This is a genomic window from Sphingopyxis sp. GW821-FHT10B01, from assembly GCF_059415685.1.
The window spans coordinates 392,975-405,418 of sequence record NZ_JBWKNS010000004.1; the positions used below are offsets into that span (position 1 = coordinate 392,975).

Consider the following 12,444-nt stretch of genomic DNA (forward strand, 5'->3'; position numbering starts at 1 on the left):
AGCAGTCGCCCTCGCTGTAACAAGAGAATTAGCTCTGTGCCGCTGCCAATACATCTCGCACGCGCGCTAAAGCTGCTCCGCGTGGTTCGTCTTCCTCGAGTAGAGCGAGCCTAACGTTCAAAGCGAACATTCATTGGCAATGAACCATCTTGTCCCAACTCTATAAGTGTCCCGGTCATGTCGATGCGGACGGTGCATGACGGCCTCTATCTTCCGGTCGGCGGAACCGGCGGGATCGCAGTGGATCGTGTTTTGACGGGACCTACCGGCTGACGGGGGAATGATCCTTAGTGCCATTGGTCGCACGGCCGGTTGCGGCGGCCGAGGGGAGCGTCGCCCGCATGTCGATCCATAGATGATGCAGCGTGATCGGCGCAGCGCTAGTTCGGGCGTTCTCGGACCGGTGCCGGGCAATGCGCAGGGTCGCGTCGTCCGCGGTGTGCTGCAGACCATCGCGGTGCGACCAGCCCATGATCCCCGCCCTGGTCAGCACGCGTATCCATCCGTTGATGCGCGCAAGCCACTGCTGATGCGTTCCGGTCTGAACGTAGCCGATCATGACACCAACGCCGTGCGCCGATCCATGGGCGCCGCTCTTGAAGCGCTGGATGCCGCCGGTGGTCCGCCTCTGCGTATGCAGGTATTCTCGCCGCTCGCGATCCTTGGCTACGGGGGTTGGGAGGCGCTTGCATTCGATTGGTAGGATGGGATCGTAGAGCGAGTGTCTACGACCATCGATCCATATCACGCACCCGCGCGGACCGGGAACCAGGTCGAGTGTGCGCCCGCCGGCGACTGGATCGGGTACCTCCGCCTGGAACACAATCATGTCTAACCCGGCCATGCGGGTCGCGCTGTTGAGGAACTGGCAGAGCTGGGCAGTCAGCCGCGTTTCAGCGGTGGCCGGCGGTCGGCCGCGATCGTCGCGCCAGCCGGCGAGCTGGCCATAGATGAAGTCAATGACCGTCTCGAGCCAGGCCGACGGACGGTGGAGGGTCGGCGACAGGCTGCCGACCGGTCCAGCGGCCGTCTCGTCGGCGAGCATCAGAAGCCCTGGTCGCGAAGGTCGGCCAAGACGTCGTCCGCGTCCTTGAGCGCCACCGAGGGCAGCCAGTAGCGCAGGCGGTCTGGCTTCAGCAGAAACACAAAAGACGCGTCGTAGACTCGCGCCACGCGGGTCATGGTGAGCGACGATCCTCGCGACGCGCAGAGGAGCGCGTCGAGGCGCCCTGTGAGCTGCTCTGTCTGCGACCAGTCAACCTCGGCTTCCCCGAACGCGAACGCCTGGATGACCGTGCCGCCGAGGTCGAGGAAGCCCGATGGTCGGAGCGGATTGTCGGGATAGAGGGCGTTGACCTGTTCCGCGAAGGCGACAACGAACTGTTCGATGCCGTCCGCTGCCCTCCGGTGCGCGAGCGGCGATGAGCTCCCAAGGCGGACGTAGTCGAGATAGTGGTCGACGATGTCTTGCGCGACGCGGAATTCGTTTACGCTGAGCTCGAGGCCGTCCGCATCCGGATCAAACGGCAGGTCGTAGATGTCACGGGCGGATAGCGAGGTTGCCTTCTGAGACAGCATCTTCACGCTAATGGCGGCGACGTAAGCGCGCAGGCCGGTGGATTGGGACCTCAGCCATTTCGCTACCGGCTCTAGTTCCTGTGCGCGGCGGGCGGGAAAGCCGACAATCTGTGTCCGGTAGGTGAGGTAGCTCTCCGTCCACAGCACGTTGGGCAAGTCGGCATGCTCGCGCACGAGCAGCATAGGCGGCGTGAAGCGCGATGGGTTGCGCGGCCGCTCGATAGGCTTGTCCTCGACCGTGCCGATGCGCGAGCGGTCGATGCCGTCCAGCGTCAGCGCCTCCGACGGTAGGACCGGCTGTCCGCGGAGATGTTTGGCCTCAGTGGCCCGCTCGAGTCCGCCTTCAATGAACCCCTCGCCGTAGTCCCATCCCATCGCCTTGGCGTGGGCGGCGAGCGACGGCATCTCCCGCAGGCGCTTTACGAACGCGTAGGTGCGCGCTCCGCCGAGCAGGTTCGACCGCCACAGGTCCGGGGTGTGGTCGATCGCAGCTGCGATCCGGGGAATGCGGTGGAGGTCGTAGATGTCGATGTCGAAGCGCTGGCTGGCGTCCGCGCGCGCTGTCCTGCGGAAGACGGCGTGCAGGATGCTTCCGTCTGGGGACGGCGGCTCGGCGACCGCGACGACGGTCACGACCTTCGTGTCCTTGGAGAAGAGCCCGCGAACAGACACGAAGTCGAGCACCTCGCGCACATTCCAGTTAGCCAGGAATAGTTTACGGAAGTCGGGCTTCTCGTTGTAGAGTAGGTTGTACTGCTGGAGCATGCCGAGGATGCCGCCGGGCCGGAGCAGCTTCATGGACTCGTGCAGGAAGAGGTAGGCGACCTGAAGGTCGGGGAGCTTGCCATGGTCCTTGACGTATTGCGCGTAGGCGGTCTTGGCCCCCTTCGTCTTGAGTCCCGACTTGAAGGGTGGATTCCCGACGAGCACGGCCACTTCCTTCGAGAGGAGTCCGCCGTGTTTCGCGGTAAAGAAGCAGGAGTGGGTGAGGCTCGAGCCGAGCAGCTTCGGAAATAGCTCCGGCGTGGCCCGGATCTCCTCGGGCGTCAGGTTGTCGCACATCGCGAGGCAGAGACTGAACGTCGCGAGCTCGATCGCGCCCGAATCGTTGTCGACGCCGTGGACCTGTCTGAGGATGTCGCGCAGCGTCTTAACGCCAGGCCGCGCCCAGCCATTGCGGGCGCGCCAGCGCATGACGATCCGCTTGAAGGTTTCGACTAGGAAAATCCCCGATCCGCAGGCCGGGTCCAGGGCGACGTCGCCATCGTCTAGGATGCGGTCAATTCGCGTGTCGTCGAGCACTTCGTCGAGGATGAGACGCACGAGTGCTGGTGGAGTGTAGACACTGTCGGTCGGGTCCGACACGAACAGTTCGTAGATGTTGCTGATGACTTCGACCGGAAGGTCGCGGAACGAGTAGAGCGCCCAGAGGTTCATCTGGCCGGACCGTTCCTCGCGGGCCTCTACAAGACGGCTGAACTCGGCAAGCTCCGTCGACTTGCCGATCGCCCCCAACTCCTCCTCGTCGAGCGCGAAGACGTCGCCGTTGAAGAGGATTTTCAGGGCCGCGAGCATCTTCAGCAGGGCAGGGCCGTCAGCGAGTACCGCCGCGAACGTGTCGGCTCCTTCAAGGAAGGTCGGGAAGAAGTTGTTCGGCAGGGCGTCTCGCTGGTCGAGATAGGCGACTAGGAGCGAGAGGATCAGGAGGCGCCGCTGGAGCCCGTGCTCGAGTGCGCTATCGGCGAGCAGCTTCGCCCGGAGGTTCCTGACGGCGGCGACGAGCCGGCGGGGTGCAGAGTCGTCGGACGAGAGCAGCTCTTCGGCGACTTCTGGATCGTCCCAGAGCGTTCCGGTTCTGAGCCGTCGGGCGTCCCACCAGGCCTCTGCATTGGCGACGTCGGCACCGATGCGGAGGATGTCGAATGGCCTGCAGACAAGACGGCCCTTCTCGGCGAAGTCGGGTCGGTGCGCGCAACGGAAGAGCTGAACGGCGCCCCCGACGTGGCGGTAGACGAGGGGGACGCCACCCCAGCTCCATAGACGCTGATGGATTTCAGCGAACCGCTCGTCGGAGGCGTCTGCGTCCTTCGCGACGAAGACGAAGGCCTGGGGCGCGCCGTTGCCGCCGTCGTTACCAGCCTCGAAGAACACCGCGCGGGCACCGTAGCCAGCCGCCTTCTCGAGCGCGGAGACTTCGTGAGGCGGCCGACCGGTCGGATCGTAGCCCTGGACCTGTACCAGCCCCTCGGGACGCACGTCGCCGGAGGGGTACTGGGTCAGCCACCCTGCATCGACCGGGGTGGACGTGGCCCGTTTCGCGCCCTTGCGACGCCTGTCGGTCACTTGCGGTCGGCCTTGCGGCTAAGTTCGAAGCCCTCTTTTAGAAGGTCGAGCATAGTCATGCCGCGTTGCGCTGCATAGACCTTGTAGGAGCGCTTGAAAGCGTCGGGCACCTTGAAATTGAGTGTCTGTAGCTCTGTCGCGTGGGGTTCGCCGTCTTCCTTCTTTGGCATCTGTGGTCCCCGGCGGACGCTGCCCCCTTGCGTGTCCTGGCGTCTCCGTAGCATCTGCGTCGTGATACTGAAAGGAAGAAAACCGTTATTCCGTTAAGACAGAAAGCGTTTTTTCGGGATTTAACGATTTCTGTGTCGCTTGACCTGGCGTGGTCTCAGCCTCCCATGCTGCTCGCGCGGGTTGTCGGCTGCGAAATAGCCTATCATACCGGTTCTGCATCTGATGCGGTCGACGTATTCGACCCGTGCCACACGCTAGCCCCCGGGGCGACTCTACTTCCACACCAAAGCGACCTAAGGTCGGACCAAGAATCACATCGAACAGGAGAGAAGAAGAGCGTGGCGCTCCCAATACCGATCGATAGACAGCGCGAAGTCGTCTACCTCGGCGGGGTAGGTCATAACGTCGTGCTTGGCACTGCTGGCAGCGGTAAGACGTCGATGGCGATCCTGCGGGCCGCGTATCTTTCCGATCCGCGCCGTCCCGATCATGGGCGAACCTTGCTCATCACGTTCAACAAGACGCTCGGCACCTATATCCGCCACGTCGCCGAAGACGTGCTCGACCGCGTCAGGGTGGAGAATTTCCATCTCTTCGCGCGCGGCTACCTCGCATCACGCGGCCTGCTGCCGGACGGCTGGCTGCTGCAACCGCGTCGCCGACAGGCCTTCGTTCTCGCGGCGATAGCACAGGTGACGGCTCTCGGGAGTGGCGACGCGCTGTTAAGCAGGCAGGTCGGGTTTTTCGAAGACGAGATCGAATGGATCGCGCGACATGGGATCTCCACCCTTGCCGAGTATGATGCAACGCCGCGTACCGGACGCGCCGAAGCGCGCATGCTCAAGAGCCAGCGCCCGGTCATGTGGCTGGTCTATGAGGCTTATCTCGCGCTACGCGCAGCGCAGGGATTTCGGTACGATCTCGACGATATCGCGGGCGCGGTTGCCGCAGCGTTCGACGGCGACACGAACACCAGGCTCTACAAGCACGTCATCGTCGACGAGGGCCAGGACCTCAGCCCGATCATGCTGCGTGCGCTGGCGAAAGCTGTACCGGCGGGCGGTTCGCTCACTTTCTTCGGCGACATCGCGCAGCAGATTTACGGCCATCGCATGTCATGGCGCTCGGCTGGGCTGCGGCCGGCGAAGATCTGGAATTTCGAGGAGAATTACCGCAACACGAAAGAAATTGCCGACCTCGCACTCGCGATTTCGCGTATGCCCTATTACGCGGAAGCGGTCGATCTAGTCTCGCCAAGGCAGCCGACAGCCGCAGGACCGAAACCGACGTTGATCCGCTTCCAGGACGAGGACGCGGAAATCGAATTCGTCGTCCGCCGAGCGGCGGCGCTAGGCCAAGGGCGCAGCGTCGCAATTCTCGCTCGAACGAAGGAACTGGCGACCCGCGTTGCGTCGCAGCTACCCGGCCCGGTGCAGCGGCTGACGCGCGATCTCGCGTCATGGTCAAGCAACCCGGGCGTTTCGACGGGGACGCTGCACAACGGGAAAGGGCTGGAGTTCGATGTGGTGATAATGCCGTTCCTGTCCGATGCCCGCTTCCCCAATCCGATGGCAGTCGAAGCCGACGGGCTGGAGGAAGCATCGGCGGGCGATGGCCGGCTGCTCTATGTGGGCGTAACGCGCGCTCGCTCGGAACTCATCCTAACCCACACCGGTGAACCTACCCCGCTGCTTCCGTCCGAGCCATCGTTCTACACGAAGGTGACGCGATGACGGGCGCGATCGCAGACCGGGTCGCAGCGCGAGGCATCAGTCGCGTCTGTCACTTCACACCGTCGCGCAGTCTATCGCACATTCTGGCGGAACGGTCCGGCATACGACCGACGCGCGAACTCAGCGAGGAAGAGCGCCGGCTCTACAATCCGACCGACCTGCTCCGGCTCGATGGGCACACCGACCATGTCTGCTGCTCGATTGAATATCCCAACGGCTGGTACATGGCCCGAGCCCGTGCGGCCGAACTTTTGTTCCCGCGTTGGGTCGTGCTGTTCCTCAATCCGGCGGTGCTTTCGGTCCCGGGCACGCTGTTCGCGCCGCGCAACGCGGCGGCCAGTGCGGTGGCGCTGGTGCCGGGCCCGGTTGGATTTGACGCGATGTTTCCTGCCTCGAGCCGCGGCGCATACGATAAGGTCTTTCAGCGTGGCGCGAATCATCTCGCCTGCTCGCCGACCGACGATCAGGCCGAAGTTCTTGTGCCGGGACGAATACCGGTCGAGGATATCATCGGGATCGGCGTCAAGAGCGCTGAGCAAGGTCAGGAGGAACGTCTGAGTCTCGAATATTGCGGCATCGACGCCGTCGGTCTTACCTTTGTCGTCGCCCCAACCCTTTTCGACAAATATGCGCAGAGCGCAGCGATCCGCCGCGGCGAGCGGCCGGTAGAGACGGTGCTCGCGCTGTGACCGACACCGCCGAATCCCGCCGCACTGCAGTGCAGCTCGAGCGGCGCAGCGAAGCGGCGTTCCTAGGCGCGGCGATCGGCGATGCGCTCGGCTGGCCGCACGAGATGCGCGCTAGACGGTCCAAGACGCGGGCGAGCGACGGAGGGCTGCGCTACGAGGATTGGGTCAAGCGCGGCGGCGGACGCTTCCAGGCTTATGAGGAACAGATCTCTGCCGGGAGCTACAGCGACGATACGCAGTTAATCCTTGCCGTTGCGCGTGCACTGCGCCGGAATCGCAAGGCGTGGTGGGAGGTACTGGCGCATCAAGAGCTGCCGTTCTGGACGGTCTACGAGCGAGGCGGCGGTGGCGCGACGAAGCGCGCGGCGGCGAGCTGGGCGCAAGGAACTCCGCCGTGGCACGGCAAGCTCGCAGACACCCGCCGCTACTTCGAGGCCGGCGGCAATGGGGTGGCGATGCGCATCCTGCCGCATGCGGTGCGGCGCGCCGAAGAGAGCAGTTTCGCGCCCCTTGCGAGCGACGTGATGGCAGACGGCGTCTGCACCCACGGTCATCCGCGCGCGCTCATTGGCGCGCTCGTCTATGCTTTCGCGGTGTGGCGCGCGCTGCGCCACCGCGGTACGCTCGGGTTCGGACAGCTGATTCACGAAGCGATCTCGTCGAGCCGAGAATGGGGCAAGCTGCCGTCGATCGACGAGCAGTGGCGCGACTGGGCTGAGGCTGCGCACGGCAGTTTCGATGTCGAACGCGTTTGGGACGAGACCGTTCTCGAGCAGGTTGGGCTGCTCGAACAGGCGGCGGGAGCGATCGACGCGGGGGCTGCGAGCTTCGACGAGGAGACGCTTGCTGAACTCGGCTGCTTCGATCCGCGCGTCAACGGTGCTGGCACCGTGACAGCCGCAGGGGCGATCTATCTCGCGTCGCGCCATGCCGCCGACCCGCACGAAGGCTTGCGCGTGTCGGCGCTCGCACGCGGCGCCGACACCGATACGCTTGCGTCGATGACCTGCGGGCTGCTCGGCGCAGCGGTCGGGGGAAGCTGGATCGAGCGCTATCTCGATCCGCTGCAGGACGTGCGGGCGATTACGCATTCCTCTCATGCTCTGCTGCGTGGGAAAGGTGATGACGCTGAACTCTACCGAGTCAATCGTAAGGCGCTCGGTGCATTCACACGCAGTCTCATCGACGTTCCCCACGGCGGCCGGGCATGGCTGCCGATTGGCATCGAGGCCTCGGTCGAACCGTGGGACGGGATTGTCTCGAAGGTCAGTAGCACGAAAGCGGCCGGCTGGAGGCTGCAGGCGGACGACGGCCAGACCTATTTCCTAAAAGTCTTCTCCCGTGCCGGCGCGACGGCCCGCGAGCAGGGCAGCACGCCGATGCCCGATCGCGATCTTCTCGCGTGTCAGCAGCCGTCGAGCGATTTCAACGTCGGCTTGCGGATCGCGGTCGCCGATCTGGCGCGGTCGCGTCGATTCTACCAGGGTCTGGTCGGTCTTGCGGCGAGCCGCGAGGGGCGAGATTCAATCAGTTTCGGACGGCTCGCGCTTATGACCGGCAGACCGGCGGAAAGCGACACGTCGAACTTTCGTCTCTACATCGAACGCTCCGATCTTGCGGCCTGTTTCGAGCGCATCGAGAACTCCGAGGTCAAGATCGTGATGCCGATGCAGACGCGTGGCGATCGCCGTCACTTCCGTTGCATCGACCCTGATGGCTACGACGTTGAAATCTACGAAGTGAGGAAGCCGTGACGTCTGCGGGCGGACGCATAAGTATGCCGCCCGTCGAAGGTGGCGCACATCACGGTCGATAGCGACGCTGATGGAGCTTCGCGGCTGCAGATAATTCCTGAGCGTCTGTCTGCATTGCTTATTCTGCCGCTTGAAGCTGACAGTCCGGTAACGGCCAGAAGCTGATACAAGGCAGCGACGCTCGAACTGTTTACGGGAATTGTTGCGCATTTCGATTGATTCCAGGGTTTGCGGGAATCGGCCGTTGCGCGTTGGGCATTGGCCCTACCAACCCAGTGACCCGCATCTATTTGCTGAAGGCGCCGGCGAGCTGACCGACAAGCGTCGCCCAAGGCATGTCGAGCGCAGCATAGCCGAAATGTCTTTTATCGTTGAAAATGTTCTGCAGGCTCTGCGTCGATGGAGGCCGTGCGATGGCGCGATGCGCCTTAGGCGCCGCCACTACTTCGGACTCGGCCGGTGCGTATCTTGTCCTTTGGAACATGCCCCCATTGGCTGTCGGCCAAATTGCAAAACTCGCGGTCGAAAGTCTCATCCAGAAAGGAATGAGCGCGGCACTTATGGAGCGCACTCTGGCCTCGACAGGCTCGGCCAGGGGTCGCGCTGATGATGGGCCGCGCAGCGCACTTGGCTCGCTTCCCTTGCGGGGCGGCGGCTAGGCACTGGCGCGCATCGCACGCCGCCCCGCTGCGGGCTCGCCAAGAGCGCGTTTGTTCGGGTCCTTCGGGCCGGCGACTTCGATGTGTGGGAGGGGGACGTGGTAAGCCCCGCTACATCTCTGCAGCGGGGCTTCCCTAGATTGCATCCGAAGATGCGATCAAATTCTGCCATTCTTTCGTCTGGACAGGTAAGTGAAACGTCCCGGGCCGGCGGTTTGTTCCCGCTTGCTCCTCCGGCCAAGGAATTTTCTTCGCTGGGCAGTGACGTCGCTGCATGCGGTGCAATCAGTTCCCGAGCGTGATCGCAACCGGGCAATGATCCGAATAATGCTTCTCGCCCGGAGCATAGACTTCCTCGGTGAAGTGCGTGAGGCCGGCAACTGTGCGCTTGTCGAGAACGATATGATCGATGAAGCTGTCATATCGTGAATCGCAGGCCGGTGGCCGGCCCTCGTCGGCAAGATGAAGATCGGCATTGGCAGGCTCGGCGTCATCGATTTCGCGCCACACACTGTCACCGGGCAGCGCAAGCCGGCGGTTCCAGTCCCCGAGCACGGCGAAACGGACCGGGCCTTTTGCCGCCGCATCGATCCACGCCTCAAGCGCCGGAACCTGGTCGAGCAGAACCGGACAGGCCTTGGCCTCGCTGCCGGTGAAGCAGCCCGATTTGAGATGGATACCGAGCAGGCGGATCGCTGCCCGGCCCGTCGGACGCAGCGTGATATCGACGCCCGAGCGAAGCTGGGGATTGCCGAGCATCAGCGACGTAACGTCGGGGTGCCGGTCGAAAGCAATCTCTTTACGGATGGCAAAGCCGACCGCCTGGCGGATGACCTGCTGCCCGGGATTCTTGCCGCCGCATGTGCCGCTGGGCGCGCCGACGCGCTCCTCCATGACGATCGTAAAACGCGAGGGGTCGAAGACGCGCTGCGCCGCGGCGACGGTCTCGGCCTCCTGGAATGCAATGACATCGGCATCGAGGCTTTCTGCGATCCGGCGCATCGCGGCATAGTCGGCCGGCGTTCGCGGTTCGCAACCAGCGCCATCCTTTTCGGCCAGGAATTCGACGTTCCAGCTCGCGATTTTGAGCGGTCGCGTTTCGGGAGGCGGAGCCAGTGTGCTGATTTGGGGTGTGCAGGCCGCGACGAGGAACAGGGCGAGCGGAGCGGCAATTCGATTGAGCATGATGAGCTTGTGCGCCGATCGCCCCGCAACTTCAATCGCCGCGCGCGACTTGGCGGGCCATCGCCGCGAAGCGATACCGGATCCGGCCATTCATGTCTCAACCTAGCGGAGGCTGCGGAAGGTGACGGACCAACGCGGCCTGTCCATTGCGGCGATGCTATGCTCCCAGTCGTTACGGGCCTCGCCATCGATATGATACATCGATCGCGGAGCAAGGTCGGCGCGGGCGCGGTCGAAACCGGCGGAGCTTCGACGCCGGAACCGCATCGTCGCGGCTGCCCCCATCGATATGCCGATAACATGCTCGAACACCGGCCGATCCTTGTGCCATCCGATCCCCGCACCGACACCATATTGGATAAGCAGCGCCTGCTCGAGCGCCTCGGGAGCAATGCCTGCGAATTGCGCCGATCTGGCGCGAATGGAATTGAGCCAGCCCGGAATCGGTTCGCCCGGCGCAAAGCGGCCCGTCTGGAAATCATAGGTCCAGCCAAACGACCGTGTGAGACGTTTGCCTTCCCACTGCTGAAACTGAAACGGCGCGAGCTTCTCGGCCTCGATGCGCGCGATCAGTTCGGCCTCTTCGGCAAGCGTAATCGCTTCTTCGCCATAGTTGAGGCCCGGAAGGAGCGGAGGGCCGAAGAGATCCGGTTGCGATGCGCCGGCACCGCTCCGTACGACAAACCCCGGGCTCACAAGGGAAGCGCAGCTTGCGCCAGCAGCGGCTCGACGAAAAATGTGTGGCGTGGCGGTTCCTCGAACAGGGTCGCGTTCGGTAATGTTCCGTCGAGCCAGTGCATCACGTCGCGACGCTGGACGATGACGCCATGGCGGGACTGATAGGGTATGACATCGGCGCCGGCCGGAATGGTGAGGATGCGATAGGAAAGCGGCCAGTCCGCGAGCGGCGAATCCCAGACCGCAGCAAGATAGAAGAAATTGCCGCTGTCGAGCGTCACCCGGTAACGGTGGTCGCCCGAGCCCATGCGAAACTCGGAAGCGGGAATGAGGCAACGCCGCTTCGGGAAGGCGCGGCCTTCGGAGCGGACGAAGCGGTAATTGACCCCGTCGGAAAAGCGTGGATCGCTTCCCCAAACGGCTTCCACCATTTCGACCTCGTTTTCATCCTCGGGATTGCGCCTTATGAGCGCACGGCGTCCGCCATCCGGGGCATCGGGATCGAAAGGGGTTGGCGCCATTCCCATACCTGGAACATAATGGGAACGAAGGTGAGTCGCAAGGGTCAGGGGGACGCCTCATAATGTGCAATGATTACAGGTTGGAAGTCGACATTGCCTCGATCGCCGAGGATTTCGATGACCTCCAGATCAAGATCAAAATGCCTGAAGGCGCTCCCAATGTGCCCGCGCGCGAGGATGTCCGAATCACGGACATGGCGCCAATTGTGAAGGCAAGCGACGGGTCGGCGATTGGCGACCTCGTGAACAGGCGCTGGAGCTGGCCGGGGCAGGGCGGCAAGCCCATTTATAATGTTCGCTCGGAGGGCCGCGATCTTGGCGCGCAGCGGTGTCTCGTGCTGTGCGACGGCTTCTACGAATTTACCGATCCCGCCGACACGACGCAAAAGCGGCTCGATAAATGGCTCTTCACGATGAAGGATCATCGCTGGTTCTGCATGGCGGGCATCTGGCGTGACAGCCATGTCGGCGAGTCCTTCAGCCTTCTCACCATGGACGCCGGACCCGATATCGCGCCCTATCATCATCGGCAGATCATTCCGCTCGCCCGCGATCAATGGGCCGCCTGGCTCGATCCGCGCGTTCCGGCGGCCGACATTCTCAAATGGCTTCCCGAAGGCAGCCTCGAAGTGACGCAGGTCTATGGCAAGCCGCCGGCGCAGGGCGCGCTCGCTTTATGAGCGAGGTCGAAGGGCTCGAGCGGTTTGTCCGCGCGCAGGATCCGGTCTTTTCGCATGCGCTCGACGAAATCCGGCGCGGCGCCAAGCGCTCGCACTGGATGTGGTTCATCTTCCCCCAGCTCGCCGGGCTCGGACGAAGTGCGATGGCGCAGCGCTATGCGATTGCCGATCTGGACGAAGCGAGAGCCTATCTCGCACATCCACGCCTCGGGCCGCGCTATCTCGAATGCGTGTCGGCGCTGCAGGATTTGGCCAGCAGTGATCCGGTTGCGATATTTGGCGAGATTGATGCCGTGAAGCTGCGCTCATCGCTGACGCTATTTGAGGTGGCGGACGCGCGGCCCCTGTTCGCGGCGGCGCTTGACCGCTGGTACGGTGGCATGCGTGATCAGAATACGCTTGATCGAATCGGCCTAAGCGGCGCGTGGATCGTCCGCCTTGGCTGATACTCTC

Annotated in this window: 11 protein-coding genes; 5 read left to right on the forward strand and 6 right to left on the reverse strand. The window is 63.5% G+C overall.

The features are described 5' to 3' along the window. Positions 1–262 precede the first annotated feature (262 nt). The 3 genes from AC07NV_RS14585 to AC07NV_RS14595 are packed head-to-tail and all read right to left on the reverse strand — an operon-like array spanning position 263 to position 4,091. Positions 263–1,045 carry a hypothetical protein gene (locus AC07NV_RS14585; protein ID WP_495167085.1) on the reverse strand — a complete coding sequence of 261 codons (783 nt, stop codon included), beginning with the start codon at positions 1,043–1,045 and terminating at the stop codon, positions 263–265. Beyond that, entirely contained in the window at positions 1,045–3,921 is a 2,877-nt protein-coding gene (locus tag AC07NV_RS14590; RefSeq protein WP_495167086.1) for an HsdM family class I SAM-dependent methyltransferase, read from the reverse strand. Before AC07NV_RS14590 ends, AC07NV_RS14585 begins: the two co-directional genes overlap by 1 nt. Beyond that, positions 3,918–4,091: a hypothetical protein gene (locus AC07NV_RS14595; protein WP_495167087.1), complete on the reverse strand. Its 174-nt coding sequence runs from the start codon at positions 4,089–4,091 to the stop codon at positions 3,918–3,920. The genes AC07NV_RS14590 and AC07NV_RS14595 overlap by 4 nt, the downstream gene beginning before the upstream one ends. 165 nt (positions 4,092–4,256) lie before the next feature. Between AC07NV_RS14595 and AC07NV_RS14600 the strand changes: the two genes are divergently transcribed. The 3 genes from AC07NV_RS14600 to AC07NV_RS14610 are packed head-to-tail and all read left to right on the forward strand — an operon-like array spanning position 4,257 to position 8,268. Beyond that, positions 4,257–5,825: a 3'-5' exonuclease gene (locus AC07NV_RS14600; protein WP_495167088.1), complete on the forward strand. Its 1,569-nt coding sequence runs from the start codon at positions 4,257–4,259 to the stop codon at positions 5,823–5,825. After that, positions 5,822–6,514 (forward strand): DarT ssDNA thymidine ADP-ribosyltransferase family protein, encoded by a 693-nt coding sequence (locus AC07NV_RS14605; protein WP_495167089.1) that lies wholly within the window; start codon positions 5,822–5,824, stop codon positions 6,512–6,514. Before AC07NV_RS14600 ends, AC07NV_RS14605 begins: the two co-directional genes overlap by 4 nt. Next, positions 6,511–8,268 (forward strand): ADP-ribosylglycohydrolase family protein, encoded by a 1,758-nt coding sequence (locus tag AC07NV_RS14610; RefSeq protein ID WP_495167090.1) that lies wholly within the window; start codon positions 6,511–6,513, stop codon positions 8,266–8,268. The genes AC07NV_RS14605 and AC07NV_RS14610 overlap by 4 nt, the downstream gene beginning before the upstream one ends. Positions 8,269–9,212: 944 nt before the next feature. On the opposite strand, the gene AC07NV_RS14615 is transcribed toward AC07NV_RS14610, so the two are convergent. The 3 genes from AC07NV_RS14615 to AC07NV_RS14625 form a co-directional block, all read right to left on the reverse strand. Further along, positions 9,213–10,112 (reverse strand): endonuclease/exonuclease/phosphatase family protein, encoded by a 900-nt coding sequence (locus AC07NV_RS14615; protein ID WP_495167091.1) that lies wholly within the window; start codon positions 10,110–10,112, stop codon positions 9,213–9,215. Between the two features lie 102 nt (positions 10,113–10,214). Continuing rightward, positions 10,215–10,808 carry an alpha-ketoglutarate-dependent dioxygenase AlkB gene (locus AC07NV_RS14620; RefSeq protein ID WP_495167092.1) on the reverse strand — a complete coding sequence of 198 codons (594 nt, stop codon included), beginning with the start codon at positions 10,806–10,808 and terminating at the stop codon, positions 10,215–10,217. Next, positions 10,805–11,311: an SOS response-associated peptidase family protein gene (locus tag AC07NV_RS14625; protein ID WP_495167093.1), complete on the reverse strand. Its 507-nt coding sequence runs from the start codon at positions 11,309–11,311 to the stop codon at positions 10,805–10,807. Before AC07NV_RS14625 ends, AC07NV_RS14620 begins: the two co-directional genes overlap by 4 nt. Positions 11,312–11,373: 62 nt before the next feature. Between AC07NV_RS14625 and AC07NV_RS14630 the strand changes: the two genes are divergently transcribed. Further along, positions 11,374–11,991: an SOS response-associated peptidase gene (locus tag AC07NV_RS14630; protein WP_495167094.1), complete on the forward strand. Its 618-nt coding sequence runs from the start codon at positions 11,374–11,376 to the stop codon at positions 11,989–11,991. Next, on the forward strand, positions 11,988–12,437 hold the full coding sequence (locus AC07NV_RS14635; protein ID WP_495167095.1) for a DUF1810 domain-containing protein: 450 nt from the start codon (positions 11,988–11,990) through the stop codon (positions 12,435–12,437). Before AC07NV_RS14630 ends, AC07NV_RS14635 begins: the two co-directional genes overlap by 4 nt. Positions 12,438–12,444: the final 7 nt, after the last annotated feature.

What these genes read in the sequence shown, in the direction of transcription:
- AC07NV_RS14600 (WP_495167088.1), top strand. Translation starts at nt 4,257, where the DNA reads ATGCTGCTCGCGCGGGTTGTCGGCTGCGAAATAGCCTATCATACCGGT.
- AC07NV_RS14595 (WP_495167087.1), bottom strand. Translation starts at nt 4,091, where the DNA reads ATGCCAAAGAAGGAAGACGGCGAACCCCACGCGACAGAGCTACAGACA.
- AC07NV_RS14605 (WP_495167089.1), top strand. Translation starts at nt 5,822, where the DNA reads ATGACGGGCGCGATCGCAGACCGGGTCGCAGCGCGAGGCATCAGTCGC.
- AC07NV_RS14585 (WP_495167085.1), bottom strand. Translation starts at nt 1,045, where the DNA reads ATGCTCGCCGACGAGACGGCCGCTGGACCGGTCGGCAGCCTGTCGCCG.
- AC07NV_RS14630 (WP_495167094.1), top strand. Translation starts at nt 11,374, where the DNA reads ATGTGCAATGATTACAGGTTGGAAGTCGACATTGCCTCGATCGCCGAG.
- AC07NV_RS14615 (WP_495167091.1), bottom strand. Translation starts at nt 10,112, where the DNA reads ATGCTCAATCGAATTGCCGCTCCGCTCGCCCTGTTCCTCGTCGCGGCC.
- AC07NV_RS14625 (WP_495167093.1), bottom strand. Translation starts at nt 11,311, where the DNA reads ATGGCGCCAACCCCTTTCGATCCCGATGCCCCGGATGGCGGACGCCGT.
- AC07NV_RS14635 (WP_495167095.1), top strand. Translation starts at nt 11,988, where the DNA reads ATGAGCGAGGTCGAAGGGCTCGAGCGGTTTGTCCGCGCGCAGGATCCG.